Below are 25,705 nucleotides of genomic sequence, written 5' to 3'. Positions count from 1 at the left end.
TCCTCGGATACCATTCGCATCCGTTGGCCTAGTGACCCGGAAACGCTGGATCCACTCTTGGTAAGTACTCCGCAGGCTCTTGAGGCTATCAACCTACTGCATTGCAGCTTGTTGACTAGTAACCCGGAGCAATTAAAAATAGTACCTTGGCTGGCAGAGGCGTTACCACAAATCAGCCGGCGCGACTCACTCACCCGCCTCACCTACCAACTCCGGGCAGAAGCTACCTGGGACAACGGCCAGCCTGTACTGGCCCGCGACGTAGCGTTTACACTTCGGGTGATGCATTGCCCAGGTCTTCCCACTGAGTTTGCCCGGACTCAATATGGGTTTGTGCAGGAAATAGAGCTGGACTCCACTGATCCTAAGCGCTTCACCCTGGTTTGCAGCAGCTCTTCGCCGGATATTGTATTAGCATCCGGCGACTATTCCATCCTGCCAGAATACGCTCTTGATCCGTCGGGCGCATTGCGGGATGTGCCACTCGCTCTGCTACGCACTGACACAACAGAAGCTGTCAGGCGGCATCCAGCACTCCGCACTTTTGCAGCCCGCTACCGGCAGGCACAACTGTCTCGGCATCCAGATCGGCTTCCTGGTTGTGGCCCTTACCGGCTTACAAGCTGGGAAAGTAACCGGTATATGATGCTAGAGCGCAAATCGGGTTGGTGGGCCAGCCGGTTGCAGAACCAGCCGCCGTGGTTGCAAGCCAAACCTGAACGGCTTGCTTATCAAATAATTCCCGACAACACTACCGCTTTGCTAGCCCTGCGGCGCGGCAGCTTGGACCTGTATCCAATGCCTACTGCGCGTGACTTCACGGCACTGCGGGCTTCTGCGGACACTGCACGACTGGCGTTTTACACTGCCGATTCGTACGATATGCTAGTGGCCGGGTTTAATACGCAACGTCCTATGCTGCGCACTGCCGCCACCCGGCGGGCACTCAGCCTTCTGTTTAACATTCCGGACTTGATGCAGGCAACGCATCAAGGACTGGCGTATCGAAGTGTAAGCCTGATTAATCCGCACGACCGGCTGGCCTACCAAGACAGTTTGCCTGACTTGGTTTTTTCTCTGAACGAAGCCAAGCGCCAACTCCGCCTCGCTGGCTGGCAGCTGCGCCCGGCAGGCGGCTGGTGGAATGGCAATATGGGGCCACTGGCTCTGCATATTAGTTACCATGCGGGTGCCGTTGAGCATGAAACTGTTGCGCTGCAGTTTCAGGCGGCGGCGGCACGCATTGGGGTTGCAGTGCAGCTACGCCCTGCTGAGGCGAGTTTGCTGCAGCGGCAGTTGGTCACCGGCGACATGGATATGTTCGTCCGTAAAACCTCAGGGAATCCTTTCGGCTATAATTTTATGCCTTTGCTACATACGCGTGGCATTGGGTTGGTTAATTACAGCCGTTTCAGCCAGCCAGCAGCCGACCGGCTTATAGAAGCTATTACGGCCGAGCCTGACCCGCAACGCCATGCCCGGCTGTTGAAGCGTTTCCAAGTGCTGCTACGGCGCGAGTCGCCACTGGTAGTGCTGTATTTTACGCGCAACCGACTTATCACAACCCGCCGCATGGCATCGGTGCGGATGCTGAGCGTGCGCCCCGGCTACGATGTATTGAGCCTACAACTAGATTCTACCAAGCCCTAACATATGGCAGGGCGTTTCTTCTCTCAACTGGGTCAGACGCTGCTTATCAGCTGGGGGATCATAACCTTACTGTTTCTGCTTACGCGCACTCTGCCAGATGAGCAGGATCTGCTGGCGCGCTTTACGTCTTCCACCGTCGCCCTCTCCGCTTCCACCCAACAGCTACAGGCAGCCCAAGAACAGGTCCGGCATCGTTTGGGGCTGGATATTCCTCTCTTCTACCTGACCCAAACTGCCACTTCTACTACTTGGCTGGCACCTCGCTGGCGCTGGACCGGTACCAGAAACCAGTACCACCGCTGGCTGAGCAATCTGCTCCAGGGTGATGCCGGTCAATCTCACCGAACCGGCGAACCGGTGAGTGACCTGCTACGCAGCGCCTTGCATCATACATTGCCTCTCACACTAGCAGCTGCGGCCCTGCTAGTTGCGGTATCTTTGTCCTTGGGCATTTGGCTAGCTGCATCAGGCCGAAATGTGGCATTGGTTGCTTTGTTTGCACTGGATACCCTACCACTGTTTGTGGTAGCCTTGTTGCTGTTGCTGCTGCTGGCCAATCCGGATATGCTGGCCCTGTTTCCGGCGTACGGTCTTGGTTCAGATGAGGCATCTTTCTGGAACGCACCAGCAACTTACCTGAGCTATCTGGTATTGCCGGTAGCCAGTCTAGTGCTGACTGGCATCACAGCACCAGCCGTGCAGCTGGCGGGCGCCCTGCAAGCAGAAACCAACAAAGACTATATGTTGGCGGCGCGGGCCAAAGGATTATCGGCAGCTCAGGCACTGCGCCGCCATGCGCTACGCAATGCCTTGCTTCCCAGCATTACCTTACTCACCGATCTGCTTCCTGGCTTACTGGCGGGCTCGGTGGTAGTGGAATTGATTTTTGCCCTGCCTGGCTTAGGCCGACTGCTTGCAGAAGCGGCGGCTTCCCGCGACTTTCCGATACTGCTTGCAGGCACGGCACTGGTAGTAGTGGTGCGCCAGATTTCGCTTTGGCTGGCGGAGGCGCTGTATTTGCTCTCCGATCCACGGCTTAGAAACCGCCCGGCATGAGCACTACCATTGCCTACACCAAGCGCAGCTGGAGTTGGCGTCTTAGCCTCGGCTGGCTGTTGCTACTGGCTGCGGCTGCGCTATTCGCTGATTTTTTCTCCTTCCCCCCCAGTCCTGACTTGCTGCAGATCAACGCTGCTCCGCTTGCCTCCGGCCATTTACTAGGCACTGATTCGCAGGGCCAGGATGTTTTGCGGGGCATGCTGTATGGCGCCCGTACAGCGTTGCTAGTAAGTGTACCAACTACTCTACTTGCTAGTGCACTGGGCACTGCGCTGGGAGTTGCGGCTGGCTATTGGGGCAATTCGCGTATGCGGCTGCCGAAGGCGTGGCTGATTTCGCTAGCCTGTTTTTTGGCCTTATATGCTCTCTTCACAGCCCCGGCAAGCAGCCCTTTGGCTGGATGGTGGCCTTTGTGTCTGGCCGGGGGCGGGCTGGTGCTTGGCTCTATTCTGTCACGCTTTTCGCAGTGGCGGGCTACTGTAGCGCTGCCCATCGATTCGCTGGTTTCGGCAGCTATTGTATTTCTGGCCGCTTTGCCGCGGCTGTTGCTGGTAGTGCTGGTGGCCACAGCCGTTTCGCCCAGCGTTGCAACCCTTGTCCTGTTGCTTACTCTCACTTTCTGGGTACCTAGTGCCCGGCTGATGCGGGCTGAAGTACGCCGGATTCGCTGGCTACCTTACTTCGAAGCTGCTACTGCCTTGGGCCTGCCGACACGGCAGATTATTTTTCGCCATGTTCTGCCCAATTGCTGGCAAGTGGTACGCACAGCTCTACCACTTAGCCTAGCCGCAATTATCAGCCTCGAAACAACGTTATCCTTTCTGGGAGTAGGACTTCCGCCTGAAGTACCTAGTTGGGGCCGAATACTGGCTGCTGGTAGAGTCGCACCATCTTCTTGGTGGCTTATTGTATTCCCGACCGTAGCACTGCTTCTGACTGCATTATCCCTGCGCCGGCTTGTATCCGCGCCGGAACCCTACAGTCGGGTATTGCAGGCATCCTAATGTCACAAATCAACAAAACACACGCAGAATATTCGTCAATTAGCTAGCGCTAAGCAGGAAGAAACATATCAGGTAAAGCTCTGTAAATAAGCGAATACCTGATTGCCAACGGAGCGAATCTGGTATGCTACAAGTAAGCATAGCAGGGTCGCACCGGCAGTATTTTACCTGTCACATTTTACCCTTAACTGTCCTTTACAGCGGCTGTACTTCAGCCTACTTTTGATATGTGCTTGGGGATTTACAGGAATCTGCAAACACGTATCAAGATGTTGCCTCTGGCTCCTCATGGCCTCACTACTACTCAAGCGTCGGCAGGGATACGCGTTGCGTTACTTGCTTTTGGAAATGGCCACTTGCCAACGAGCCGCGAAAACGCTGGCCGGTTTTCAGACTATTGACGGAGAAGTGATACCCTATGATGTCGGACAGCAAGCACTGCGCACGGGCACTGCGGTACTGGTGGGTGGGCTTCTGGTGGGAACATTTCTACTCGAAACTAAAAAACGATACAAGGATTAATGTGATTTTTTATAAAGGTTGGTTTTGCTAAGGGAGCAAAGCTAACTGGTGAACAATGTTGCAATAGGTGTGTGAAAACCCCGCTGGCTTTGCTTGCGGGGTTTTTGCGTTTAGCAATAATGCTTCTAGGGCCAGCTTCCTGCTATTTTACTTGTTTTGCCAGCAGTGCAATTCCCTCATCGAAAGAATGAGGCTGATAGCCTAATTCCTGCTGTGCTTTGCTGATAACAAAGCCCGTACGCAACGGCCTCTGGGCAGGCTGCGAAAACGTGCTGGCATTCACTTCCGAAATGAGAGACGTATCCAACTGGAAATATGCTGCCACCCGAAGTGCCATTTGATAAGGCGTCAGCAGTTCGTCGCTGCTGATGTGGTAGATACCGGTAGCGTGCTGGCGGGCTACCAGCCAGCAGCCCTGCGCCAGATCTTCGGCTAGCGTAGGAGTGCGAAACTGGTCGTTGACTACTTGGATGTGGCGGCCGGCCCGGAGCGAGTCGCGTACCCAAAGCACAATATTGGTGCGGCCATAGTTGTGGGCCGTGCCGTACACGAGCACCGTACGCACAATGGCCCAGGGTATGCGGCTAGCTTGCACAATTTCCTCGGCCGCCACTTTGCTTTCGCCATAAAAATTGACAGGCGCTGGTAACGCACCTTCAGCCAGCGGCCCCTGCTCGCCACTGAACACGAAATCAGTACTTAGAAAGGTCAGATGCACGTGGTGCGCCTCGCAGGCCGCCACCAGATGCTCTACCGCCGTGACGTTGTGTAGCCAGCACGCTTCGCGGTTCAGTTCACACTCGTCCACATTGGTCATGGCGGCGGTGTGGATGAGGTGAGTGGGCTGCACCTGCGCTATCAGCCGCGAAACCTCTGACTTGCTGGTCACATCCAGTGACAAAAACTGCACTTCCGGATACAGTGCTGCCAGCTTATTAGGGCCGCGAGAAGTGGCAACCAGTTCTATTTCTGGCTGGTTGCGCAGAAGTGCTACCAGCTTCTGCCCTAGCAGGCCGTTGGTTCCGGTGACGAGAATTCGCATAGTGGCAGCCACTCTAGGCTAGAAAAGCAGGCGGCGCTAATAGGCGTAGCCGTAGAGTTCCGTGATTTTTTTCTTCTTCAGCTTCTCTACTTTCACCGTCATTTTAAGATCAGTCAGGGGCCGGTCACGGTCATCTTTGGGCTGCGTGGCAATCTTATCGATTACATCAAGCCCACTCACCACTTGCCCAAACACTGTGTACTGCCCATCAAGGTGAGAAGTACCTTGGTGGTTCTGCACGAGGTAGAACTGCGACGCACTACTAGCGCGCTGTGGATTCACGAAGTCGCCTTGGCGGGCAGCAGCCAGCGCGCCAAACTTGTGCTTCAGTTCCGGCCGGATTTCAGCCGGGATGGTTTGCTCGTTGGGCTGGCCCATGCCATCATTGGCGGGGTCGGCGTCTTTGGAATTGGCATCGCCACCCTGCACCATGAAGTTGGGGATGATCCGGTGAAAGGTAGTCCCGTTGTAGAAGCCGCTTTCCGCCAGCTTCAGGAAGTTGGCCTTGTGCTGAGGCGTAGCATCAAAAAGAATCATCTTGATGTCGCCGAGCGAAGTACTGATGGTTACAAGCTGGTCTTTTTTACTGGGTTTGGGCGCCTTGGCGGCAACAGCCATAGAAGTCAGCAGGAGCAACAGGGCGCTCAGCAGCGCAGAAACACGAGAAACGGAAAGCATAGAAAAACACACAGAGGTTGGGCGGCGAAATTAAGACGTTTACCGGGTATCAGGGCTAATGCTGCACTGTTCGGGCAAAAAGAAGCATAGCCCTAAAGCACTATATTTCTTCATCCGTTTCGCCTTGCGTGCCAAAACGCCGTATGGTGCGCCAGTATTGCGCTTAATTTCTCCTGCATGAACTCCACATCTTCCCTCATTATGCCGGCTGCGGCCTCGTCGCACTGGTTCCCAAAGCTGCTGCTGGCTGTATATCTGCTTGAATTTGTGGTGCTGGGTATCAGCCCCGCCGAGCGGGGCACGTGGTGGGCCGAGAACGTGCCGATTTTTCTGATTGTACTAGCCTTGGTGGTGCTGTACGTGCGCGGCACCCGGTTTTCTAACCTCGCCTACGCGCTTATGAGCGTGCTGATTTTTATGCACACTATAGGCGGCCACTACACATTCGAGAAAGTACCCTTTGACTGGTTTAATCAGCTATTTGGCTTCAAACGCAACATGTATGACCGGGTGGCACACTTCTCCGTCGGATTTTACGCTTATGCTATCATTGAACTAACGGACCGCTACGGTACCATTCGTAACCGAACCATCAGCTACCTATTTCCGCTATGCGTAATTGGCACAGTGGCCATGGCCTACGAGTTGATTGAATGGGTATATGCGGAAGTAGCCGGTGGCGATGCCGGTGCCGCCTTCCTCGGTAGCCAGGGTGACATCTGGGACGCGCAGAAGGACATGTTAGCTGATACTAGCGGCGCTGTTTTCGCACTTCTGCTTTATGCCCTGTTCGGACGCAACTCAAAGTCGGCATAAATCAGTACATGCTTTCAATAAAAGAGCCCTGCTACCTTGGTAGCAGGGCTCTTTTATTGCTCCGAATAGTCGAACAGTAGAATCCTAGGCGGCGCTTTCGTTCCGCTGCAGCCGGATGGTTTCCAAAATCTGCTGGCCGCCACGAGCCAGTACGCTTTCGGCTACCCGTATTCCCAAAGCCTCTACTTGGCTGGCTTCAGCGTGCTGCATTTCTTCAATAAACTGCTCCCCATCTAGGCTAATGAGGCCGCCGTGTAGGTGCACAGTACCAGCGGCGGCATCCAGCGTGGCCAGAGCGAAGGATGGAATGCTGCAGCCGCCCTCCATGGTGCGCAGAAAAGCTCGTTCGGCAGCTAGGCACAAGTGTGTGGCGGGGTGGTCGAGGGCGTGGTGCAACTCGGCTTTGAGTGTTGGCTCCAGGCTTCGCGCGCATTCGATGGCTACACTGCCCTGCCCCGTAGCCGGCACAAACCGGGTTTCAGGCAGCACGTGGCGGATAAGACCGTCGTAGTTCATACGGTGCACGCCAGCGTAGGCCAGCACCAGAGCATCGTACTGCCCTTCTTCCAGCTTACGCAGGCGGGTCTGGAGGTTGCCACGGGCTTCAGCAGTAGTGGCATTGGGCAGAAACCGCTTCAGCATGGCTTTGCGGCGGGTGCTGCTGGTGCCTAGTACCAAGCCGGGCCGCTGCAGGTCAAGGTCAGCGTGGAAGCTTACCACCACGTCATTTACCTGTTCCCGCTCCATAAATGCCAGTAGCTCCAAGTCCTCGGGGATGGAGCTTTGCACATCTTTGGCGCTATGCACGGCAATATCAATGTGCCCCGTGCGTAGCCCAACCTCCAGTTCTTCCGTGAACACGCCCTTCGCCCCGATTTTATCGAGGGAGCGGTCCAGCACCACGTCACCTTTAGTGGTGATGATGACAATTTCAGTGGCCAAGCCGGCCTGCTGCAGGCAGTCTGCTACGTGGTGAGCCTGCCACAGCGCCAGCTTGCTGCCGCGGGTGCCGATGCGAATAGTACGAGACATGTTCTATGCTGTTTCTGCCGGCTTTGTAGTGCCGCTGGTTGCGTTGCCAAGCCGCAAAAGCAAGTGCTTCAACGGTTGTGCATCGCGGAGATTTTATTTTCTTGCGTTGGGCAAAGGTACAGCCGCCTGTTGGGCTGTAGCGGCTATAGCAGTTTTAGCACTAACTATAGCTTTTTACCAAATTATATTTATTGCCTTTGCAGACACTACGCTGGCATTTTCAGCAGCTCTGCGACCCGCAGTGAAGTGTCCACAAACACCATGCGGGGGCTGGCATTTCGCTCGATGTGGTAGTGCGCCTCGTTCAGTTCGCGGGTGAGCGGGTCGGCGTTGCGCGGCGTTACGAAGCGACTAAAACCCTGCAAAAACGGCTGCTCCTGTGCCGATAAGTGCGGCACCAGCTTTGGGTCGAGGCCAAAGAGCAGCACCTTGCGCAACAGTGTGAGAGCATATTGCAGAAACTCCTTCTGGTTTTCGCGGCCCAGTTTCTGAAACTCGTCGCTCTTCTCCAGAATGTCGCTTACCTTATTGCTGAAGCAGGTGCGCATCCAGCTCACAAACAAATCGAAGTAGTCGTGGTCGGCAGAATTGGAATTCTGCGCCGCCAGGGCCATACCGGGGTTGCCTTCGGCCAGCTGGGCTAGTTGCCGGGCCTTTACTTCGGGTACCTGGTGCTCATCGCGCAGCCAGACTGTCAGTTCTTCTTCCGACAGCGGGCGCACCACCACCGGCTGCACCCGGCTAATGATGGTAGGCAGCAACAGTTCCGGCGAGAAGCTCACCAGCAGAAACACAGTTGCGGGTGGCGGCTCTTCCAGCAGCTTCAGCACGGCATTGGCCGCGGCCGGGTGCATCAGCTCAGGCAGCCAGATAATCACGAGCTTGAACTGCGCCTCAAACGCCTTCAACGATACCAGCCGCAGCAGCTGCAAGCTTTCTTCCTTGGAAATGCTGCCCTGCTTGTTTTCGGCCCCGATGTGCTGCATCCAGTCGTTGAAGCCCTGGTAAGGGTTTTCGAGCACGAAACCGCGCCACTCCGCCGCAAACTTGCTGCTGGTAGCATCCTTGGGCACCGCCTTAGTAGCCGTGACGGGGAGGATGAAGTTGAGGTCAGGATGAATCAGCTTATCAATTTTCTGACAGCTGGGGCACTGCCCGCAGGAATCCTCGGCCTCCGGCGTGCGGCTTTCGCAGTTCAGAAACGTGGCGTAAGCCAGCGCCAGCGCCAGCGCTGCCGAGCCCTCAGCTCCACGGAACAACTGCGCGTGCGCTACGTGGTTGCGGCGTACGCTCTGTATGAGCAGTTGTTTGACCTGCTGCTGGCCGGGAATGTCGGAGAAACGCATCCTTTTTCAGTTGCTAATAATAAGCGCTGACAGGCTAGAACCCAGTTTTTCGACTCGCCAACACTATGTAATTCGGGTTTATAGCTCCACACCGGCTTCCGGCGCTGCAGGAGCGGTTTTTTCCCACACCCGGTCTTTCACTGTCTGCTCGTACACGTGCTGCATGATGGCCTGCTCCGTCTGGTCGTAGGTGAGTTGGCGGCGGGCCATGACGCGTTCCGCTACTTCGGTCACCTTCGGAAGCTTGAAGGTTTCGAAGCCGGCGGCGCCGCCCCAGCTGAAGCTTGGGATGAACGTACGCGGGAAGCCTGCCCCGAAAATATTGGCACCTACGCCCACTACCGTGCCCGTATTGAACATGGTATTGATGCCACACTTGCTATGGTCGCCCATCATCAGGCCACAGAAGGTCTGGCCGGTGTTCACGAAACGGCCCACCGAATGGCTCCAGATTTTAACCGGTGCGTAGTTATTCTTGAGGTTGCTGGTGTTGGTATCGGCGCCCAGGTTGCACCACTCCCCTATCACTGAGTTGCCGAGGTAGCCGTCGTGGCCCTTATTAGAGTAGCCCAGCAAAATGCTGTTCCCAACTTCGCCGCCCACCTTGCTGAAAGGCCCCACGGTGTTGTCACCGCGCATTTTGGCCCCGGCGTTGATGTGGCTGCCTTCGCAGAGCGCCAACGGTCCGCTGATGATGGCCCCTTCGTGTACCTGCGAGTTGCGGCCCAGATAAATTGGCCCGTTTTCCGCGTTTAGAATTGCGGCCCTGATTTTCACGCCAGGCTCGATAAACACGTTTTCCGGCGCGTACACAATCGTATGCGCATCACCGATAGGAGCCGACTGCCGGCCTTTGGTCAGCAGGTCGAAGTCGCGGCGGATTTCGGCGCCGTTGCGCAGAAATAGGTGCCACACCTCCCGGATGACGGTAACGGGCTCGGCTACGTCGCGGGTTTTCTGAAAGCCATCCTGAATCAGCTCGGCTACCTGTGTAGCGTCGGCCAAGTGCGCGGCTACCAGCGTCTGGTCGCAGAACAGGGCCTCGCCGGTTTGCAGCGCCTGCACCTGCCGCACCAGCACGTCATCAGGGCACACGGCGCCGTTGATAACCAGCGCCGGTCCCTGGGTGGCTCCGGCCGGATACTTACCCTGTAGATATGGCTCGGTCAGGTAGCCGACGGCCTGCCCCAGCCGGTGCTGCCACTTTTCGGCAATCGTCAGGATACCGCAACGAAGTGCCGCCACCGGGCGCGTGAACGTGAACGGCAGCAAGTGAGGCCGGATGGCCGGGTCGTCGAAGAGCAGAACGTGCATGAGTCGGTTGAAAGGGTTGCGCGCGGCTAGTCAGTAGCAAGCCTCGCCAGGATGAGATGCAAAGGTCGCCTTCTGCGGGAAGTTTAAAAACAAAAACTCCCGCTGGCAGGGCCAACGGGAGTTTCGTGAGGTTCAGGCGGCGGCAGGCGGTTGCCGAGCCCCAACTGAATGACTCAGAAATTACTTCTTCTTGTTGTAGCGGGTCATGAACTTCTCTACGCGGCCAGCCGTGTCGAGCAGTACGTTTTTGCCGGTGTAGAAGGGGTGCGACTCCGAGCTAACTTCCACCTTAATCACGGGATACGTCTTACCGTCTTCCATCGTGATGGTCTCGTTGGAGTTCATCGTCGAGCGGGTTACAAATTTGAAGCCGCTGGAGCTGTCCTGGAATACCACTTCGCGATATTCGGGGTGGATGTCTTTTTTCATGGTCGGAATGCCGTTTGTACCTGGTTGCCTGCCGATTTTGCGGAAGGGACTGCAAAAGTACACGTTACGCTCAACTTTCAAAAGCTCTACCGGTCCTTTTCTGCATTTATCCCTATAATCAGTGCGAGCTAACGGAATTTGTTTATTTTTGAAACCCTGCCCCTCCTCTATCGCCTATCGATCTACTTTACCCACCACCCATGTTTCGTAAGGCTACTCTTCCGCTAATGCTGCTGGTGCTGTTGTGCGCCACGGTGGCTCTGAGTGCCACAATCACGCTGTTTCAGGCTGCTTTCGATGGCTCAAATGTGCGGGTAACCTGGGAAGTAGCCAATGAGGCTGGGGTTCAGAGCTACGAGCTTTACCGCAAAGCCAACAACGAGCCGGCTTTCGGGCGAATAAGCACTACGTCGCCTTCTGGCCAGATGCGCTATCAATATCTGGATACGGATGTGTACCGTGGCACGCAGGGCGGAGGCCCTTATACCTACCGTCTCACGGTGCGCACCACTACCGGGGACCAAAGCTACACCAGCACCCTGGGCCAGACTCCCAGCGCCGTGCAACGTTCCTGGGGCAGCATCAAGTCGATGTTTCGGTAAGCAGGCGAATTATTCTTTGGTTGATTGTTCTTCGTAGCCGGCTAGTACGGCTTTTTTTGTGCCTTTGCGTTTCATTCGTCCCATCTAGTTGCAGCGGGCTTCCAGTCCTGACAGCCATTCCCAGATTCGACCATTTAACCATTTATCAGATGCGTATTTGTTTTGCGTCCAACAACGCCCATAAACTCGACGAAATCCGGCCGCTGCTGCCCGCGGGCACTGAACTACTGAGCCTCGTTGATATTGGCTGCCACGAGGAACTACCCGAAACCCAAGACACCCTGGAAGGCAACGCCCGCCAGAAAGCCAATTATGTGTGGGAACATTTTGGCGTGCCCTGCTTCGCCGACGATACCGGCCTAGAAGTAACAGCGTTGGGCGGTGCCCCTGGTGTGTACTCGGCCCGCTATGCTGGCCCCCAGCGCCTAGCCGCCGACAACGTGCAGAAGCTGCTGCAGGAGCTACAGGGCCAGCCCGACCGGTCGGCGCGGTTCCGGACGGTGGTGGCTCTGGTGCTGCCTGATGGCGCAGTGCATGAGTTTGTGGGAGTGGTGGAAGGCAGCATCACGGAAACGCCAAGCGGCTCCGGCGGCTTCGGCTACGACCCCGTATTTCAGCCTCTGGAGGGCGACGGCCGCACGTTTGCGGAAATGACAACCGCCGAGAAAAACCACATCAGCCACCGGGCGCGGGCCGTGGCAGGCTTGGTAGCCTTTCTAGAGCAGAGCAAGTAATTTATTAGGTAAAACGGAGAGCCTCCCTAATTCTACTACTCGATTACCCGCTTACGTTCTCCTCTCATCACCCTAATTCATTACTTTTGCAGGGTTGGCCCCGCCGGTACGGGCCGTTTTTCCACACCATGCAACATCCTTTCATCGTCGGTATCACGGGCGGCAGCGCCTCCGGCAAGACTACTTTTCTGCGCCGGCTGCTGGCTTCGTTTTCCGAAGAAGAAATCTGCTTGATTTCGCAGGACAATTACTACCATCCACGGGAAAGCCAGTTCGTAGACGAGCAGGGCGTTACGCATTTCGACCTTCCTACGTCGATTGATTCGGCGGCTTACGCGGCCGATGTGCTGAGCATCAGCAAAGGCCAGGAAGTCCGCCGGCCCGAATACACGTTCAATAACCCGACGGCGGCTCCGACGGAACTGGTGTTCCGGCCCGCCCCTATTGTGGTGGTAGAAGGCATTTTTGTATTTCACTTCGAGGAAGTGGCTCGTTTGCTCGACCTAAAGGTGTTTATTGATGCCCAAGAACACGTGAAGGTGCTGCGCCGCATTGTGCGCGACCGGGACGAACGAGGCTACGACTTAGAGGATGTGCTGTACCGCTACGTCAACCATGTGGCGCCTACTTACGACAAGTACATCAAGCCCTACAAAAACGACGCGGATATTATCATTCCCAATAATCACCACTTCGATAGGGCACTGGAAGTGCTGGTTTCGTTCCTGAAAAGCAAGGTAGCAGCCAGCGCACAGGTTCAGTAGTCTGTTGGACTCCAGCTTTGGAAAGCGTGTTGCCAAACCGGCAGCACGCTTTTTTTATGCGTTGGCCTGACTTATTGCCTTAGAAGCCCTCCGGGAGCGTTGCCTCGCCCGGTGCGTTTGGCTATATTTGTAGCTCTTAGGCTTTCCATGCACCTGTTTTTTACCCAGTTTTTGTCCCGTGTGCGTTTTGCGCTGCTCACAGCCACTGTGCTGTTTGTGCTGTCGCTGAACCACCAGGCCGTGGCCACCTTCCGGGTGCCGGCCGGCAAAACTACGCGCATTGGCCTGCCAACCCGTGTGGCAGTGGTAAAGCAGAAAGTGACGCTGGAAGCTACCGGTCCTCTGGTACTGCATGTAGCGCCCAACCTGGAGGCGTGGCTACCTTGGCCTGCTCCGCATAGCTGGCTGCCGGCTGTGCGCCGGGCACTGGTAGCGCCGCGCCCATTATCTGGTATTCAGCCGGCGGCAGTGTACCGCACTCGGCTGCTGGTAGCGGCCCTGTCGCCGCAGGCTCCCTAACGCGGCCTTGCAGGGCCGCAGCGCACGTATTCGCGCCAGCCCACTTGCTGACCTCTTAGAGTGTGTAGCGGCACAGCTTTTTCTGCTGGCCTGCATTCATCGGGTCCCTCTTCCCAAGCTTCATTTTTTTACTTTTTTCAATGCGTAATAAAGGACTCATCATTGGGTTGACCATCATTGTGTCGGCCCTGTGTATTTACTTTTTGACCTTCACGTTCATCTCGCGGCGCGTGCAGAACGATGCCGTGGTATATGCCACCAAAAACGGCAAAGTAGACCAGAAGCAGCGCCAGCACTACCTCGACTCGGTGTGGCGTGCTCCGGTTACCAGCCTGCTGGGTGTTGATTATACATACCGTGACGTACGCTCGTCGGAGCTGGGCTTAGGCCTTGACCTGAAAGGCGGCATGCACGTGACGCTGGAAGTATCGCCAGTGGAGATTGTGCGCGCCATGAGCAGCAACTCCAAAGACCCCAAGTTCAACCAGGCGCTGGAGCAGGCGCAGGTGGCGCAGAAGGCTAACCCTTCGACGCCTTTCACCACGCTCTTCGCGCAGGCTTACCAGACGGTAGCACCCGGTGAAAACCTGGCCCGCATCTTCGCCAACACCACTAACAAGAGCCGCGGCATCGACATCAACTCGACCAACGAGAAAGTAATCGGCGCCATCAACAAGGAAGTGGAAGAAGCCATTGACCGTTCTTTTAACATCCTGCGTACCCGTATTGACAAATTCGGCACGAGCCAGCCCAGCATTCAGCGCGTGAAAGGCACCGGCCGCATTCAGGTGGAACTACCCGGCGTAGACAACCCGGACCGTGTGCGCAAGCTGTTGCAGGGCCAGGCTAAGCTGGAGTTCTGGGAAGTATGGCGCCAGGATGAGTTCGGCCCATACCTCCAGCAGCTCGACCAGGCGCTGATAGCAAAAGAGAAAACCACGGACGCTGCAAAAGCGGCCAGCCCTGCTGTAGCAGCCACCACCGATTCTACTGCTACCGCCGGCGACTCTACCTCACTAGCCAGCCAACTGGCAAAGAAAAACGCTACTGCAGCTGCCAAAACGGACTCGTCGAAAGCCCAGCAGGGCTCGGTACTGGCCCGTCTGTTCACGATGCCGGTTCCCGGCCAGCTGGGCGTAAACGTGCGCGACACGGCTCGCCTGAACACTATCCTGCGTTCCGACGAAGCCCGCGCTATTCTGCCTCCCAACCTCACCTTCCTCTGGAATGTGAAGCCTGAAACCATCGAAGGTCAGGAATACTTGAAGATTACGGCCATTCGTAAAGCTCCCGGTGCTGAGGCTCCACTAGGTGGCGAGGTAGTAGCTGATGCCCGCCAGGATTACGACCAAGGCGGCCGCCCCGAAGTGAGCATGGCCATGAACCCTTCGGGCGCTAAAAAATGGCAGAAACTGACCGGCGCCAACATCGGCCGCCAGGTAGGTATCGTGCTGGATGACTACGTGTATTCAGACCCAGTGGTGCAGTCGGAAATTGCCGGCGGCAACACCAGCATTTCGGGTAGCTTCTCCATTGAAGAAGCCCAGGACCTTTCCAACGTACTGAAAGCCGGTAAACTACCTGCTCCAACGCGCATCGTGGAAGAAGCAGTAGTAGGTCCGTCGTTGGGTCAGGAGGCTATCAACCAAGGGCTGTACTCGTCGCTGGCGGGTCTGGTTATCATCATGGTGTTCATGGCTGTGTACTATGGCCGCGCCGGCCTAGTAGCCGATGCCGCCCTGCTGTTCAACATGTTCCTGATTTTGGGTGTACTGGCGCAGTTCTCCTTCGCTCTCACGCTGCCCGGTATTGCGGGTCTGATTCTAGTATTTGCCTCTTCGGTGGATGCTAACGTACTGATATTCGAGCGTATCCGGGAAGAACTAGACCACGGCCTGGGTTTGCACGATGCCATCAATAAAGGTTACTCGCGCGCCTTCTCGGCCATTTTTGACTCTAACGCTACGACCCTGATTATTGCGTTGACGCTGTTTGTTTTCGGTACGGGCCCGGTGCAGAACTTCGCCGTAACGCTGCTCATCGGTATTTTCACCTCGTTCCTGTCGGCCGTATTCATTTCGCGCCTGATCATTGAATGGCTGGTGAAAGGCAAGGAAACGAGCAAAATCACCTTCTCGACTTTCCTCTCGCGTCAACTCTTCAAAAGCCCTAAATTCGACATCGTGGGCAAGCGTAAGATTGCCTACGCTGTTTCCACCCTCTTCATTGTCACGGGATTTGTGCTGATGGCCGTACAGGGTGGCCCTAACCTGGGTGTCGATTTCCGCGGTGGCCGTGCGTATATCGTTGACTTCAACAAGTCGATGGATGCTTCCAAAGTGCACGACGCATTGGTAGAACGCAGCTTCCAGGGCGCTGGCACGGAGGTTAAAACCTTTGGTTCGCCTAACCGTCTGCGCATCACAACCGGCTATTTGGCCGATGATGAAACGGTTGTAGCCGACAAGAAAGTAGAAGCTGCCATGATGACGGAGCTGAAGCGCGACTTCGCTGCCGACGCCCCGGTTATAAAGTCTACTTCGAAAGTAGGCGCTACCATCGCCGATGACATCAAGCGTACCTCGGTACTGAGCTTGGGCCTGACACTGCTGGGTATCTTCATCTACGTACTGTTCCGCTTCGAGAAGTGGCAGTTCTCGCTGGCAGCTGTGGTTTCATTGTTCCACGACGTGCTGCTGGTGGTAGCCTGCTACCCAATTGCCCGTCTGTTTGGCCTGAACTACGAAATGGACCAGATTTTCGTGGCAGCTGTACTTACCGTGCTGGGCTTCTCAATGAACGATACGGTGGTAATTTTTGACCGAATCCGGGAGTATATGCACGAGAACCCCAAGCTGACGTTTGCGCAGGTAGCCAACCCTGCTCTGAACAGCACGTTCTCGCGTACCATCATTACCTCCACTACGGTGTTCCTGGTGGTGCTGGTGCTCTACATCTTCGGGGGTGAAACGCTCCGTTCCTTCTCGTTTGCTATGCTGGTAGGTATCGTACTCGGCACGTACTCGTCGCTGTTCATTGCAACGCCAATCATCCTCGACACCTACGGCCGCAAAGACGCCAAACAGCGCGGCACTGATATGTCGACGCATATCAACGACGGCACCGACGCACCTAAACTGTCGACTGCACAGGTTTAACTTATAGACGAGGAAGGCACCGCTTTCCTGTTCTACTCAAAAAAGCCTGGCTATTTGGCCGGGCTTTTTTTATTGTAAATTCCTGAAGTCCAGGCAACCTTTTTTGAGGTACCGCCGAGTGGGCCTATGTACTTCCTCTCACTGCCGTGGCTCGCCCCGACCTGGATTCTGCGCTGCTTCTGAACCTGCTGGCGGGCTGCCAGCGGCAGGAGCGTGGCTGCCAGCGGCATCTGTATCTGCAGTACTACAGCTACGCTCTGAGCGTGTGCCTACGCTACCTCCACGACCGGGATGTAGCGCTGGAAACCGTAAACGACGGCTTTATGAAGGTGTTTCAGGAGCTTCCGCGCTTTGATACCAGCCGCTACTCTGATCTGGCCGGTTCGTTGCGGGGCTGGATACGCCGCATCATGGTACGCACGGCCATCGACCAGTTTCGGGCCAGCAGCCGCCACGTCTTCCAAACAGACCTGGACGCAGTAGCACCGTTTCACGCTGATGGCGGCCAGTCGCCGCTGGACACGCTTTCCTTTGAGGAGCTACTGCAGGTGATAGGACAGTTGACTCCGGCGTATCGAGCTGTGTTCAACATGTTTGTCATTGATGGCTATAGCCATGAGGAAATAGCCGAGCAGCTCGGCATTTCGGTAGGAGCCTCCAAATCCAATCTTTCCAAGGCCCGTGCCCACCTGCGGGCCTTGCTCAAAAAAAGCAACCACCATGCGTACGCCACCTATGTCGGATGAAGAGCTGGACGAATTAGTCCGGCGCAGCGCCGAAGCGTACCCCGACGAGGTACCGCTAGGGGCCTGGCTGCTCATGGAAGACCAGCTCAACGAAGCTACCATGCAGCAGCAGGTTCAGCAGCGCGTGAAGCAGCAAGTACGGCGGCTTTTTATGCTGGAACTGTTGCTGGTGGCCTTGGCACTGTGGTGGTGGCAAGCTCGGCCGGTGCCACCTGCTACCCCGAATCAGCTGAACAGTGGTACGGCTCGCTCGGCAACTAAAAAGACTTCCCCTACGCCTGAAAAGGCCGTTTCGCCTGCAACACAGGCCACCCTGTCCCGACAGAATCAGGCAGGAACCGCAAGGGTAGCGCCCATGTCCGCAAAGCCGCAGCCAGTGACTACGGAACTGCCAGAGTTGGAACGTCCGCCCGTTGTTTCTTCCTCCCGATTGTTTGCCAAGCATGAGGCAAACTCTGTACTCGGAGGCAGCACTATTGCGCTAAGCAAATCGGAAGCCCAGCAACGCAGGAACAAAAAGTCCCTGTTTCTCCCACTCCCTGAGCGTGTGGTAAATGGAGTTGCCAGCAAGGCCTTTATATCAGACCCAGAATCTGCTGGCGGAAACGCTGTCCAGCAGTCAGCAAGGTCACTAGTAAGCCATACTGCGTCGGAAGCTCAGGCTACCACCAAGGAAGCAGCTGATGCGGTAAACTTCGCAGCTGGTGCTACTTCTGAGACGCCAACGAAGCCAGAGGAAACTGCTGCGAAACCTGTGGCTTCCTTACCTGGGCTGAGCACCCCAAATGACTCTACACTTGTACCAACTGCTGACACTACCAATGATTCGGGAGCAAAGAAACAAGCGCCTGAACGACCAGCGTATCGGGTGCTGCTGGGAGTGGTGGGCGCGCCCGAACTGACAGCAGTGCACCCAACAGACCTGACGCGGCCCGGCACTACGGTGGGCGTGATGATAGAGTACCGGTTTGCACCACGGTGGCGCGTTCGTAGTGGGTTGCTTCGTAGTGTGAAGCTCTATTCAGCCCGAGGCACCGATTACAAGCCGCCCTCCTCCTACTGGACATGGCGCACACCGGTAGACGAAATTGAGGCGGACTGCCGCATCCTGGAAATACCGGTTGACCTGCGCTATGAACTGCTGCAGCGGCCCACCTACTCAGTATTTGCCAGTGCCGGCCTTACCTCGCTGGTTATGCGCAACGAGCAGTACACCTACAAATACGACCTGAACGGACAGTATACGGAGCGCACCTGGAGCTATGCCGGGGGTGGTAAGCATCCATTCAGTATACTTAATCTGTCGGTTGGCTACGAGCGAAACCTAGGTGCGCGCTGGGCCGCGCAGGCCGAGCCGTTTCTGAAACTACCCCTCGGAGGCGTAGGATTTGGCAAGATTTATCTGCGTAGTGCCGGGGTTTCTTTTGGCTTAAAATACGGTCTTCTCCGGCCTCAGACGGCCCAGCTTGTGCCCTGAGAAGCCAGTTACTCCATTCTTTTTCTGCTTCATACTCAGCCTTAGTTTCTGGCACATCTGATCAGCTAGTAGCCTGTTGGGCACTGCCTCACTTCTCTTCATTTAGGGTTTACGCTTATGACGCTGCTACCACGCACAGCTCTTCCGGGGCTGGTTACGCTGGCTTTTTCGCTGTTGCTCACGGCCTGCGCCTACGACAACAACGAAGATTTGCTGGGCAACACCCCGCCCGCTCCCACCTGCGACTCTACGGCCAATACCTATGCTGCCACCGTTGCACCGCTGTTGCAGCAGCGGTGCAGCAGCTGCCATAACGATGGTTTCCGTAGTGGCAACATCAGCCTGCAAAACCATGCGCAGACGCAGGCTGTGGCCTTTAGCGGCCGTCTGGTGGGAGCGGTGAGCCATGCGGCCGGTTTCCAGCCCATGCCGCAAGGTGAGCCCAAGCTTTCTGATTGTGAGATTGACCACATCCGGCGCTGGGTAGATGCCGGGGCCCTCAATAACTAACCGGCGCACCTTATGACGCTCCTCGTTCACCGTATGCGTGCCAGTGCTTGGCTGCTGTTATTAAGCCTGCTGCTGCTTGCCGCCGGGGCACGTGCCCAAAGCCGCTACATGACCCGCGAAGGCGTGGTAACGTTTTTTTCTTCCAGCCCGGTAGAAGATATAGAGGCCCGCTCGCAGCAGACCGCCGCCATTCTGGACCTGCAGACCCGGCAACTAGCCTTTACCATTCCCGTGAAGTCGTTTCAGTTTAAGCGGACACTAATGCAGGAGCATTTCAATGAAAACTACCTGGAATCGGACCGCTACCCCAAAGCCACCTTCACGGGCAAGCTGACGGCTGTTGATGCTGAGGCTTTACGCAACGGCGGCCCGCAGAAGGTAACGGCTGAAGGCGACCTGACGATTCATGGCGTGACCCGGCACGTGCAGGTGCCAGGTACGCTGGAGCTGCAGAACGGCCGCTTGGTGGTACATGCTACGTTTCCGGTAGCGCCCGCCGACTATAAGATTGAGATTCCGGCACTGGTGCGCGACCATATTGCCAAAATAGTAAGTGTGCGCGTGGCCATGAGTTGCGAGACCGCAGGCCTGCCGGCTGCCGCTCGCCCTTAGTTTCTGCATCTCCTCTTATTCCTCCCTTCACATGCTGCATTTCTATTCCTACGGGTTCCGCGCTGCGGTGATGAGCATAGTGGGCTTGCTGTGCGTGGCAACTGCCGCGGCCCAAGATGTGCCCCCTCCGGCAGCTCCCGATTTGCTCAGCGACTTGGAGCGCCAGACCACCGATACGCTACGCCGCGAGACGGTGCAGGCTACTTTTAAAGGCACGCGCATCATCAATGGCCACTCCGTGGAGACGCCGGGCGCAGGCACGCTCATCTTCCTGATTTCGCACCGCTTCGGCACACTCAACAGCGGCGCCTATAATTTCTTCGGCCTCGACCAAGCGACCATCAGGCTGGGGCTGGAGTATGGGCTGAACGACCGGCTGACTGTAGGAGTTGGGCGCAGCTCACTGGAAAAAACCTACGACGGATTCCTGAAATACCGGGCCCTGCGCCAAACGTCCGGCGCACGCCCTATGCCCGTCAGCATAACGCTATTTGCCAGCTCGGCCATTAACACATTGCGCTATACCGATGGGGTTGATTATACGCTGCCACGCCGCCTCACATACACCTATCAGGCCATGATAGCGCGCAAGTTTAGTCCCAACCTCTCCGTCCAGCTCAGCCCTACAGTGGTGCACCGCAACCTTGTGGACACGCGCCAGATGCACAACGACGTAGTTGCGCTGGGCGTAGCCGGCCGCCAGAAACTCAGCAAACGCACCGCCCTGATGCTGGAGTACTACTACCGCTTGCCTACTTCCGAAGACCCCGGCACCCGCAATGCCATTGCCGCCGGCTTCGATATTGAAACTGGCGGCCACGTGTTTCAGCTGCACGTTACCAATTCGCAGGGTATGATTGAAAAGCACTTCATGACGCAGACCTACGGTAATTTCTTCGATGGCGACATCTATTTCGGCTTCAACGTGGCGCGCAATTTCACGCTCAAGCCCCGTCTGTAGCGGGGCACTGCTCCCCGGCTTGGTTCAGAGAGGAGGACCAAGCTGCCCACCGGGCCTATTATGCCCAGCGAGGAGCCCGGTCAGAGATTCTGACCTCTGACCGGGTTGGGGCCAGCAGGTAGCTAGCCGAATCTATTGCGCACAAAAAAGCCCTGGCTGTGTGGCCAGGGCTTTTTTGTGCGAGTAAGAAGCAGGCTTAGAACGATGCCGTAACGCCTTCTGCTACCACTTCTTTTACTTCTGGCACCATGCGCTTGAGCAGGTTTTCGATGCCCGACTTCAGGGTAACGGTAGCCGAAGGGCAGCCGGAGCACGAACCCTGCAGGTTCACGGTCACGATGCCATCTTGGTAGCTTTTGAAGGTAATGTTGCCACCATCCTGCTCCACGGCGGGACGCACGTAGTTATCAAGCAGGTCGATAATTTTCTGGCTGGTCTGCTGATCAGCTTCCGAAGCGTCGCCGGTGGCGGCCGCCTGCTGAGCGGCGCGCTGCTCCGCTGCAGGGTCGACGGTGAAGATAGGACCAGCCGCCTCCACGTACGATTTCAGGAAGGTGCGCAACTCTGGAATGAGCTGAGCCCACTGATGTTCGGTGGTTTTGGTGATGGTGACGAAGTTCTGGGCAATAAACACGCGGCCCACATAATCGAAGTTGAAAAGCTCCTGGGCCAGCGGCGAGTTAGCAGCGGCTTCTAGGTTAGGATAGTCCACGCTTACTCCATCAGCCAGCAGCTGCGAGTTGAGCACGAACTTCATGGATTCGGGGTTGGGCGAGGCTTCGGCGTAGATAGAAACCGGGCCAGCAGGGGCAGTGAGTTGTTCAGCCATGTTTGAAAGACTTGGAGACAAGCGGGAGAAAGTCGGCCGCTTTCAGTCGGCCTGACACATAAAACCGCGCACGGCGGTAATAGTTGCAAAGGTAGCGAAGTATGCCTGTACTATGGTAGCAGCCACTTGCTACCCTACCTTATTGGCGCGGGCACGCAGCAGCATATCGGCCAGCACCAGGTGGGCCATGGCATCTACAATAGGCACGGCACGGGGCAGCACGCAGGGGTCGTGGCGGCCCCGGCCGGCCAGCGTTATTTCCTCGCCTTGGTCGTTGATGGTGGCCTGGGGCTGCAGAATGGTGGCCACCGGCTTGAACGCCACGCGGAAATAAATATCCTGTCCGTTGGAAATACCGCCCTGGATGCCGCCGCTATGGTTGGTTCGAGTGCGCACTTGGCCATTTTCATCGGTATAAAACTGGTCGTTGTGCTCAGAACCAAAAAGCAGCGTGCCCGCGAAACCAGAGCCGTATTCGAACCCTTTCACAGCATTGATGCCCAGCATAGCGCGGCCCAGCTCTGCGTGCAGCTTATCAAACACCGGCTCGCCGAGGCCAGCCGGCACTCCCGTCACAACGCCTGTTACGAGGCCGCCCACGGTGTCGTGCCGGTCACGGGTTTGGCGAATGAGGTCCGCCATGCGCTCCGCCGTTTCAAGGTGTGGGCACCGCACCGGGTTCGAGTCGATGAGGTTCAGATTGAGCTGCTCATAGCCCACAGGCACGGCCACGGCCCCTACCTGCGACACGTAGCTTTGCACCCGGATACCGTGCTGCGTGAGTAGCTGCTGGGCAATGGCGCCGGCGGCCACGCGGGCAGCTGTTTCGCGGGCCGAGCTGCGGCCGCCGCCCCGGTAGTCGCGCCGGCCATACTTCTGGTCATAGGTATAGTCGGCGTGCGAGGGGCGGTAGGCGTGCTCGATGTGCGAGTAGTCGTGGCTGGCCTGGTCCTGGTTGCGGATGTACAGGCTGATGGGCGTGCCCGTAGTCTGGCCCTGGAAAATACCCGACTGTATTTCTACCTGGTCTGCTTCTTTGCGGGGCGTGGTCAGGTCGCTTTGCCCGGGACGTCGGCGGTCCAATGCCGCCTGAATATCGGACTCAGAAACCGCCAGACCAGCTGGACAGCCATCTACTACCACGCCAATACCGGGCCCGTGCGATTCGCCAAACGTAGTAATCCGAAATAGGGTACCAAAAGTATTCATATAGGAAAGTAGGTGCCTGGGTAAAACGCGACAGGCCGCAAAGGTAGCTCTTCTGTGTGCGCATGCGAGGTACCATGGCCGACCGGCACACAGAGGCCGCGGAGCTTGCACCTACTTCGGACGTGCTTAGCTGCGGGCCCGCCACCAGCCCCAGGCAGCACCGGCCAGCAGCGCCAGCAGAATGTAGTTGGCGTAGCGGCTCACGTCGCGGTAGGCTTCGAGCGGCTGCATCGTGCTATTGGCATCAAACAGCACGTTCTGATAAAACGGGTCGTCGGTGCGGGCCCGAAACGTGGCAGCACTCCGCACAGGGCCTCGTACAGCCGGCCGTAGCTCTGGCTGCAGGGTATCATAGCGGCCGGTAGCCGGGTCGAAGTACACCAGAGCCAGCAGGCTGTCGAGAGGCAGCGCGCCGGGGCGCCGCGCTACAAATCGGTACTGAAACACTTTGCGCCCGCCCACGCGCCCACCCTGGCGGGTCAGCTCCTGTTGCACATCGGGACCATATACTTCCAGGCCCGCCTGCGGCTGCAGAACTGGCGCGTTCAGGGCTGCCAAGTTACCCTCCCCTTCCACCCCAAAAATGTACGTGAAAGCCTGTCCGGTCCGAAATGCAGTCCGGTCGATGGCCTCCCGCAACTGGTAGCTGCCCACTGGCACCTGGTCGCGCAATGGGTGCGGGGGCAACGTTTTTACCAGGATAGAGCGGGCAGCGGTACGGTAGGTTTTGTAACCTTCCAGCCGGTTGTCGAGGCCTTCGGCGGGTTTTTTGGCCACCCGGTACTTCACCATCTGCAGCGCTACCGCCGGAAAAATTAGCGGCTCTGCATTTAGAGGGTAGTACTCGGCTTCGTAGAGCCGGAACCGGATAAACTGCCGTCCGCCCATCGTTACCGTTTCCGGCAGAATCTCCTGCTCATCAAAGGGTTCTTCCCAGGCCGTGCGTTGCCGCAACTGCCGCAGAATGCCCGGTAGTTGTCCGGCAAAGTTGTAGAAGTCCAGCAGGCCCTGGTCAGTCGGCGTCAGGTAGAAATACAGCCCTATGTGTACGCCTTCTCCCACAAACACACTGGTCTTGTCAGGCACCAGAGCCAGGAAGGCATTGTCTTTAGGCTCCACGTATTCCTGCGGCTTGGGCTTACCAAACAGCTGATCGAGCAGCCCCATCCCCTGTAGCCCGCCACCTGCGGGCGGCGTACCGGGCGTTGCAGCCGTAGGTGCCGGACCCACTTTAAGCGTAGCTCCGGCCGAGCGCACCACCTGCCCGTTCACGGTCATCGTAAAGGGCTTTACCACATAGTCACCTTCGGCGTAGGCCGCGTAGCGCTGCGTGATAATAAGCTCGGTAGTGGTGCGGCCCTCTACAATACGAGTGGTAGTGGTGCTCGATTTGCCGCTTTTCTTGAAGCCCTCCAGGTCTGGGAAGGCCGAGTATCGCTCCAGACGCCCACCGCGGAGCCGGAAGCTGATGGTGAAATACTCTGTTACAGGGAATACCGGCGCGCCAAGTTCTAGTTCTATCTGGGCATCTTCTGTGGCAATAGGAGCCTTTGCTACTGGCTGCGCATAGCCGTTTTGCGGCATGAAGCCGCAAAACACAAAAAAAAGAATCCAGAACAGAAACCGACGCATACCGCACAAGAGAGCTTAGCCAAAGCTACACAAAAAGCCTCCCGCACCGAAGCAACCGGGTTTTGGTCGGTGCCGGAAGTTGGAGCTTACCTATAATCAGTACCTGAGCCGGTACAGACAACCGAGCTTGGTATAACATAATTATGGCTTTCTGAAATCCCAGTTCGGATGGGCGCCGTAAGTGCCTTTCAAATACCCCCAAACAATTGCCGGTTCTTTTGAAAAACGACTTTTTGAGTCGTGACGGCTTCGTATTGCCTACACTTTCTCCTTTACCTTAATTCTTCCTTCCCATGTCAAACAACCTTCAAAACGGTGGTGACGAAGCAGAGTTTGCTAAGCCGCTTCTGGTCCCTATCAAGCGTCGCTCGTTCTTTATGTATGCTGGCGCCACCGCAGGCGCTACGGCTTTGCTGCTCTCGGGCTGCGATGATGACGACGATGACAACAATATGTCACCCGGAACGGTGGATGTGGGCTCCGGTGATACGGGTGTGCTGAACTACGCCTATGCACTGGAACAGCTGGAAGCCGCTTTCTATACTACGCTCCGCACAGGTGCCTACTATACCGGCCTTGGTGCCGGCAGCGCCGAAAAGTCGGCTCTTGATGATCTGTATTACCATGAGGTGATTCACCGCGAAGCCTTCAAAGCATTGCTGGCTGGCAATGCCATCAAAGGGTTGGAAGTGAACTTCGACGGCATTGACTTCGGGGTGCGTACGGCTGCCGCTGGTGCTGCCAAATTGGGCGTACTGGATGCTGCCAAAGCATTCGAAGACTTGGGAGTAGCAGCCTACAACGGCGCTGGCAAATACATCACCGACTCTGCATACCTGACGCTGGCCGGCAAGATTGTATCCGTAGAAGCACGGCACGCCGCCCTCATCCGCGACCTTATTTCGAACGGCACGTTCGTTGGCACCGACATCATTGACAGTGCCACTGCGCTGGAGAAATCCAAGGAGCCTTCGGTGGTAGTGCAAACGGCCAACACGTTCCTCAAGGACGGCTCGAAACTCAACGTTTCGAACATTAAGTAATCGGCTGCTGCCGTCGC

The 25,705-nt window shown here is 56.7% G+C and carries 25 protein-coding genes; 16 read left to right on the top strand and 9 right to left on the bottom strand.

All coding sequences use genetic code 11. The features are described from left to right. Positions 1 to 108 precede the first annotated feature (108 nt). The 4 genes from H4317_RS04295 to H4317_RS04280 all read left to right on the top strand — a co-directional run bounded on the left by H4317_RS04295 (position 109) and on the right by H4317_RS04280 (position 4,235). Positions 109 to 1,650 carry an ABC transporter substrate-binding protein gene (locus H4317_RS04295; protein ID WP_185888919.1) on the top strand — a complete coding sequence of 514 codons (1,542 nt, stop codon included), beginning with the start codon at positions 109 to 111 and terminating at the stop codon, positions 1,648 to 1,650. A gap of 3 nt (positions 1,651 to 1,653) precedes the next feature. Continuing rightward, positions 1,654 to 2,706, top strand: a complete 1,053-nt coding sequence (locus tag H4317_RS04290) for an ABC transporter permease (protein ID WP_185888918.1) — start codon at positions 1,654 to 1,656, stop codon at positions 2,704 to 2,706. After that, on the top strand, positions 2,703 to 3,713 hold the full coding sequence (locus H4317_RS04285; protein WP_185888917.1) for an ABC transporter permease: 1,011 nt from the start codon (positions 2,703 to 2,705) through the stop codon (positions 3,711 to 3,713). The genes H4317_RS04290 and H4317_RS04285 overlap by 4 nt, the downstream gene beginning before the upstream one ends. 288 nt (positions 3,714 to 4,001) lie before the next feature. Next, on the top strand, positions 4,002 to 4,235 hold the full coding sequence (locus H4317_RS04280) for a hypothetical protein (RefSeq protein ID WP_185888916.1): 234 nt from the start codon (positions 4,002 to 4,004) through the stop codon (positions 4,233 to 4,235). Between the two features lie 142 nt (positions 4,236 to 4,377). On the opposite strand, the gene H4317_RS04275 is transcribed toward H4317_RS04280, so the two are convergent. Continuing rightward, the gene (locus tag H4317_RS04275) at positions 4,378 to 5,277 is read right to left on the bottom strand and encodes an SDR family oxidoreductase (protein WP_185888915.1); all 900 of its coding nucleotides are present in this window, start codon (positions 5,275 to 5,277) and stop codon (positions 4,378 to 4,380) included. Between the two features lie 36 nt (positions 5,278 to 5,313). Further along, positions 5,314 to 5,955, bottom strand: coding sequence for a peptidylprolyl isomerase (locus tag H4317_RS04270; RefSeq protein WP_185888914.1), 642 nt, complete (start codon positions 5,953 to 5,955; stop codon positions 5,314 to 5,316). 177 nt (positions 5,956 to 6,132) lie between these two features. Here H4317_RS04270 and H4317_RS04265 point away from each other — a divergent pair, with 177 nt between their 5' ends. Continuing rightward, entirely contained in the window at positions 6,133 to 6,771 is a 639-nt protein-coding gene (locus H4317_RS04265; protein ID WP_260625818.1) for a DUF2238 domain-containing protein, read from the top strand. Between the two features lie 84 nt (positions 6,772 to 6,855). Here H4317_RS04265 and hemC read toward each other — a convergent pair whose 3' ends face one another. The 4 genes from hemC to H4317_RS04245 form a co-directional block, all read right to left on the bottom strand. Next, a complete protein-coding gene (gene hemC / locus H4317_RS04260) occupies positions 6,856 to 7,803 on the bottom strand; it encodes a hydroxymethylbilane synthase (RefSeq protein WP_185888913.1) in 948 nt (315 codons plus the stop codon). A 206-nt stretch (positions 7,804 to 8,009) separates the two neighbouring features. After that, positions 8,010 to 9,149: a DNA polymerase III subunit gene (locus H4317_RS04255; protein ID WP_185888912.1), complete on the bottom strand. Its 1,140-nt coding sequence runs from the start codon at positions 9,147 to 9,149 to the stop codon at positions 8,010 to 8,012. A gap of 78 nt (positions 9,150 to 9,227) precedes the next feature. Next, positions 9,228 to 10,463, bottom strand: a complete 1,236-nt coding sequence (locus H4317_RS04250) for a GlmU family protein (RefSeq protein ID WP_185888911.1) — start codon at positions 10,461 to 10,463, stop codon at positions 9,228 to 9,230. Positions 10,464 to 10,643: 180 nt separating this feature from the next. Then, entirely contained in the window at positions 10,644 to 10,892 is a 249-nt protein-coding gene (locus H4317_RS04245) for a type B 50S ribosomal protein L31 (RefSeq protein WP_185888910.1), read from the bottom strand. 200 nt (positions 10,893 to 11,092) lie between these two features. On the opposite strand from H4317_RS04245, the gene H4317_RS04240 reads away from it, so the two are divergent. The 10 genes from H4317_RS04240 (at position 11,093) to H4317_RS04195 (ending at position 20,975) form a co-directional block, all read left to right on the top strand. Further along, positions 11,093 to 11,494: a hypothetical protein gene (locus H4317_RS04240; RefSeq protein WP_185888909.1), complete on the top strand. Its 402-nt coding sequence runs from the start codon at positions 11,093 to 11,095 to the stop codon at positions 11,492 to 11,494. A gap of 149 nt (positions 11,495 to 11,643) precedes the next feature. Next, positions 11,644 to 12,228 (top strand): RdgB/HAM1 family non-canonical purine NTP pyrophosphatase, encoded by a 585-nt coding sequence (gene rdgB / locus H4317_RS04235; RefSeq protein ID WP_185888908.1) that lies wholly within the window; start codon positions 11,644 to 11,646, stop codon positions 12,226 to 12,228. Positions 12,229 to 12,356: 128 nt separating this feature from the next. After that, complete coding sequence (udk, locus tag H4317_RS04230; RefSeq protein WP_185888907.1) at positions 12,357 to 12,992, top strand: uridine kinase; 636 nt, start codon at positions 12,357 to 12,359, stop codon at positions 12,990 to 12,992. A 147-nt stretch (positions 12,993 to 13,139) separates the two neighbouring features. Then, entirely contained in the window at positions 13,140 to 13,511 is a 372-nt protein-coding gene (locus H4317_RS04225; RefSeq protein WP_185888906.1) for a hypothetical protein, read from the top strand. Positions 13,512 to 13,651: 140 nt separating this feature from the next. Then, entirely contained in the window at positions 13,652 to 16,669 is a 3,018-nt protein-coding gene (secDF, locus tag H4317_RS04220; protein WP_185888905.1) for a protein translocase subunit SecDF, read from the top strand. Between the two features lie 146 nt (positions 16,670 to 16,815). Then, positions 16,816 to 17,415, top strand: coding sequence for an RNA polymerase sigma factor (locus tag H4317_RS04215; protein ID WP_185888904.1), 600 nt, complete (start codon positions 16,816 to 16,818; stop codon positions 17,413 to 17,415). Next, positions 17,390 to 18,892, top strand: coding sequence for a hypothetical protein (locus H4317_RS04210; RefSeq protein ID WP_185888903.1), 1,503 nt, complete (start codon positions 17,390 to 17,392; stop codon positions 18,890 to 18,892). Before H4317_RS04215 ends, H4317_RS04210 begins: the two co-directional genes overlap by 26 nt. Before the next feature lie 117 nt (positions 18,893 to 19,009). Continuing rightward, positions 19,010 to 19,402: a hypothetical protein gene (locus H4317_RS04205; protein ID WP_185888902.1), complete on the top strand. Its 393-nt coding sequence runs from the start codon at positions 19,010 to 19,012 to the stop codon at positions 19,400 to 19,402. Between the two features lie 12 nt (positions 19,403 to 19,414). After that, complete coding sequence (locus H4317_RS04200; protein ID WP_260625817.1) at positions 19,415 to 20,014, top strand: YceI family protein; 600 nt, start codon at positions 19,415 to 19,417, stop codon at positions 20,012 to 20,014. 31 nt (positions 20,015 to 20,045) lie between these two features. Further along, entirely contained in the window at positions 20,046 to 20,975 is a 930-nt protein-coding gene (locus tag H4317_RS04195) for a DUF5777 family beta-barrel protein (RefSeq protein ID WP_185888901.1), read from the top strand. Positions 20,976 to 21,171: 196 nt separating this feature from the next. Here H4317_RS04195 and H4317_RS04190 read toward each other — a convergent pair whose 3' ends face one another. The 3 genes from H4317_RS04190 to H4317_RS04180 form a co-directional block, all read right to left on the bottom strand. Next, positions 21,172 to 21,804: a NifU family protein gene (locus tag H4317_RS04190; protein WP_185888900.1), complete on the bottom strand. Its 633-nt coding sequence runs from the start codon at positions 21,802 to 21,804 to the stop codon at positions 21,172 to 21,174. A 129-nt stretch (positions 21,805 to 21,933) separates the two neighbouring features. Further along, entirely contained in the window at positions 21,934 to 23,013 is a 1,080-nt protein-coding gene (gene aroC, locus H4317_RS04185) for a chorismate synthase (protein ID WP_185888899.1), read from the bottom strand. Between the two features lie 126 nt (positions 23,014 to 23,139). After that, positions 23,140 to 24,645: a BatD family protein gene (locus tag H4317_RS04180; RefSeq protein ID WP_185888898.1), complete on the bottom strand. Its 1,506-nt coding sequence runs from the start codon at positions 24,643 to 24,645 to the stop codon at positions 23,140 to 23,142. A gap of 293 nt (positions 24,646 to 24,938) precedes the next feature. On the opposite strand from H4317_RS04180, the gene H4317_RS04175 reads away from it, so the two are divergent. Further along, positions 24,939 to 25,688: a ferritin-like domain-containing protein gene (locus H4317_RS04175; protein WP_185888897.1), complete on the top strand. Its 750-nt coding sequence runs from the start codon at positions 24,939 to 24,941 to the stop codon at positions 25,686 to 25,688. Positions 25,689 to 25,705 lie beyond the last annotated feature (17 nt).

The sequence above is a fragment of the Hymenobacter sediminicola genome (assembly GCF_014250515.1).
GTDB lineage: Bacteria > Bacteroidota > Bacteroidia > Cytophagales > Hymenobacteraceae > Hymenobacter > Hymenobacter sediminicola.
The sequence above is the reverse complement of the archived record's forward strand: the minus strand, read 5'-3'. Positions and strand labels throughout refer to the sequence as shown.

What these genes read in the sequence shown, in the direction of transcription:
- H4317_RS04290 (WP_185888918.1), top strand. Translation starts at nt 1,654, where the DNA reads ATGGCAGGGCGTTTCTTCTCTCAACTGGGTCAGACGCTGCTTATCAGC.
- H4317_RS04285 (WP_185888917.1), top strand. Translation starts at nt 2,703, where the DNA reads ATGAGCACTACCATTGCCTACACCAAGCGCAGCTGGAGTTGGCGTCTT.
- H4317_RS04280 (WP_185888916.1), top strand. Translation starts at nt 4,002, where the DNA reads ATGGCCTCACTACTACTCAAGCGTCGGCAGGGATACGCGTTGCGTTAC.
- H4317_RS04275 (WP_185888915.1), bottom strand. Translation starts at nt 5,277, where the DNA reads ATGCGAATTCTCGTCACCGGAACCAACGGCCTGCTAGGGCAGAAGCTG.
- H4317_RS04270 (WP_185888914.1), bottom strand. Translation starts at nt 5,955, where the DNA reads ATGCTTTCCGTTTCTCGTGTTTCTGCGCTGCTGAGCGCCCTGTTGCTC.
- H4317_RS04265 (WP_260625818.1), top strand. Translation starts at nt 6,133, where the DNA reads ATGAACTCCACATCTTCCCTCATTATGCCGGCTGCGGCCTCGTCGCAC.
- hemC (WP_185888913.1), bottom strand. Translation starts at nt 7,803, where the DNA reads ATGTCTCGTACTATTCGCATCGGCACCCGCGGCAGCAAGCTGGCGCTG.
- H4317_RS04255 (WP_185888912.1), bottom strand. Translation starts at nt 9,149, where the DNA reads ATGCGTTTCTCCGACATTCCCGGCCAGCAGCAGGTCAAACAACTGCTC.
- H4317_RS04250 (WP_185888911.1), bottom strand. Translation starts at nt 10,463, where the DNA reads ATGCACGTTCTGCTCTTCGACGACCCGGCCATCCGGCCTCACTTGCTG.
- H4317_RS04245 (WP_185888910.1), bottom strand. Translation starts at nt 10,892, where the DNA reads ATGAAAAAAGACATCCACCCCGAATATCGCGAAGTGGTATTCCAGGAC.
- H4317_RS04240 (WP_185888909.1), top strand. Translation starts at nt 11,093, where the DNA reads ATGTTTCGTAAGGCTACTCTTCCGCTAATGCTGCTGGTGCTGTTGTGC.
- rdgB (WP_185888908.1), top strand. Translation starts at nt 11,644, where the DNA reads ATGCGTATTTGTTTTGCGTCCAACAACGCCCATAAACTCGACGAAATC.
- udk (WP_185888907.1), top strand. Translation starts at nt 12,357, where the DNA reads ATGCAACATCCTTTCATCGTCGGTATCACGGGCGGCAGCGCCTCCGGC.
- H4317_RS04225 (WP_185888906.1), top strand. Translation starts at nt 13,140, where the DNA reads ATGCACCTGTTTTTTACCCAGTTTTTGTCCCGTGTGCGTTTTGCGCTG.
- secDF (WP_185888905.1), top strand. Translation starts at nt 13,652, where the DNA reads ATGCGTAATAAAGGACTCATCATTGGGTTGACCATCATTGTGTCGGCC.
- H4317_RS04210 (WP_185888903.1), top strand. Translation starts at nt 17,390, where the DNA reads ATGCGTACGCCACCTATGTCGGATGAAGAGCTGGACGAATTAGTCCGG.
- H4317_RS04205 (WP_185888902.1), top strand. Translation starts at nt 19,010, where the DNA reads ATGACGCTGCTACCACGCACAGCTCTTCCGGGGCTGGTTACGCTGGCT.
- H4317_RS04200 (WP_260625817.1), top strand. Translation starts at nt 19,415, where the DNA reads ATGACGCTCCTCGTTCACCGTATGCGTGCCAGTGCTTGGCTGCTGTTA.
- H4317_RS04195 (WP_185888901.1), top strand. Translation starts at nt 20,046, where the DNA reads ATGCTGCATTTCTATTCCTACGGGTTCCGCGCTGCGGTGATGAGCATA.
- H4317_RS04190 (WP_185888900.1), bottom strand. Translation starts at nt 21,804, where the DNA reads ATGGCTGAACAACTCACTGCCCCTGCTGGCCCGGTTTCTATCTACGCC.
- aroC (WP_185888899.1), bottom strand. Translation starts at nt 23,013, where the DNA reads ATGAATACTTTTGGTACCCTATTTCGGATTACTACGTTTGGCGAATCG.
- H4317_RS04180 (WP_185888898.1), bottom strand. Translation starts at nt 24,645, where the DNA reads ATGCGTCGGTTTCTGTTCTGGATTCTTTTTTTTGTGTTTTGCGGCTTC.
- H4317_RS04175 (WP_185888897.1), top strand. Translation starts at nt 24,939, where the DNA reads ATGTCAAACAACCTTCAAAACGGTGGTGACGAAGCAGAGTTTGCTAAG.